The sequence below is a fragment of the Syntrophobacterales bacterium genome, assembly GCA_019429105.1.
Classification (GTDB): domain Bacteria; phylum Desulfobacterota; class Syntrophia; order Syntrophales; family UBA5619; genus DYTH01.
In genome coordinates, this window is record JAHYJE010000093.1 from 1 (window position 1) to 1,676 (window position 1,676).

Consider the following 1,676-nt stretch of genomic DNA (forward strand, 5'->3'; position numbering starts at 1 on the left):
CAGTCGCCGGGCTTCCGTGGAGTCCGTTCTGGATTTTCTGCATCATATCGAAGGAGAGGGGCAAGAAACCGATTCGGTGCGCGCATCCCTGCGGTGGTTTTTCAAATCCGCCGCCGTTCAGTCGGGGCTGTCGGATACAGTTCATCCTGAACGGGATGCCCGACAACACGTCATCGAACTGGAAAGACCGGATGCGGGTTTGACAGCCTGGGAAAAACTTCTGGTTGCCGCCATTCGCCGCAGGCATCTACAGTGGCGTACCGAACAGACGTACCGCGGGTGGGCGAGACGCTTCGCCGTATGGTTGGAAGGACGTCCGGTCGAGGAGGCAAACGCCGCCGATATCCGGGGCTTTCTCGACCATCTCGCCGTGGATGCGAGGGGGGGAAGGACAGGGTAAGCGAGCTGCCGGAGAGTCTGCGGGAGTCCCTCCTGGCACACCGGGAACGTCTCCGGCGGCTCTTTGATGAAGACAGGCAGGAAGGTTTACAGGGGGTATGGCTTCCCGATTCCGTGGAAAATAAAATTCCCACGGCGGGGGTACTCTGGGCGTGGCAGTGGTTTTTCCCCTCGCGCCAGTTGGCGATTGACCCGCGCAGCGGCCTGCGGCGCAGGCACCATCTCGACGATGCAGCTTTTCAGAACGCCATCCGCAAGGCGGCGAGGGCGGCCGGTCTTTCCCAGCGGGTAACACCGCACACATTGCGTTACTCCTTCGCCACCCATCTGCTGGCAGGCGGGGCCGACATCCGGACCGTGCAGGAGTTGCTCGGCCATTCCGATGTCGCCACCACGATGATCTACACCCATGTCCTCAACCGGCCGGGACTTGCGGTTCGCAGCCCCCTCGACAACCTTTAATGCCGGAACAACTCGAAAAAGAATCCGGCGATTGTTCCGGGCCTGGCCGCAAAGACAAATCTTTCCGTTATTCGATGACGATTTTTCCCGGCGGAGTAAGGCAACCTCTCCGGCGATTCGCGTTTTCGATCATTGCCTGCCTAAGCAAATATCATCTCCGCCTGCATCGGCGAATTAGTGTTTTTCCCTCCGGCTTTTTGTCGCTTCTCCGACAGGGGGCGCTTGGTTGAAGGAAAGCAACTTCTCTTTGCCCTCGTAGCGGTATTGCAAGCGCACCACTTCCCGCCCTCATCCGTCACAAAAAGATAAAGACCGTCGCCGTCCGATAGCTTATAAGGCTTTTCTTTCGCTTTTGCCGTTCGTACCAGTAAATCATTAAGCATAGCAATCACCCTGTAACATAAACATATTCAGGTACCGTCGGCATTGCCGGTATAGGTCAGATAGGCGATTCCATTTTTCCCGTTACGTTTTACCGAGTACATGAGCGCATCGGCTATTTGCAAAAGCTGAGTGGCGGTTTCGGGCGCCTTCCGGTTACAGGTGACGACGCCGATACTGAAGGTAACCAGCCAGTGGTTGAGCTTCATCTCTTCCAGAAGACCGCTCTGGAGTTTGACGAGAACGGCGCGGGCCGATTCCTGATCAATCTCCGGCAGCAGAAATGCCAATTCATCGCCTCCCAGTCGCGCAATCACATCAATTTTCCGCAAATGCTCCCGGGTGTAACGAACGATGGCGCGAAGAGCCCGGTCTCCTTCCGGATGTCCGAAACGATCGTTGACTTCCTTAAAATTGTCAAGGTCTAAATAGAC

The 1,676-nt window shown here is 56.6% G+C and carries 3 protein-coding genes; 2 read left to right on the plus strand and 1 reads right to left on the minus strand.

Annotation, left to right across the window (positions count from 1 at the left end; genetic code table 11):
• Both K0B01_14865 and K0B01_14870 read left to right on the plus strand, forming a co-directional pair.
• The coding region (locus K0B01_14865; protein ID MBW6487424.1) for a phage integrase N-terminal SAM-like domain-containing protein at positions 1-400 on the plus strand (400 nt) is incomplete at its 5' end.
• Positions 301-861: a tyrosine-type recombinase/integrase gene (locus K0B01_14870; protein ID MBW6487425.1), complete on the plus strand. Its 561-nt coding sequence runs from the start codon at positions 301-303 to the stop codon at positions 859-861. The genes K0B01_14865 and K0B01_14870, both read left to right, overlap by 100 nt.
• A gap of 410 nt (positions 862-1,271) precedes the next feature.
• Here K0B01_14870 and K0B01_14875 read toward each other — a convergent pair.
• A partial coding sequence (locus K0B01_14875; GenBank protein ID MBW6487426.1) for a GGDEF domain-containing protein occupies positions 1,272-1,676 on the minus strand: 405 nt, incomplete at its 5' end.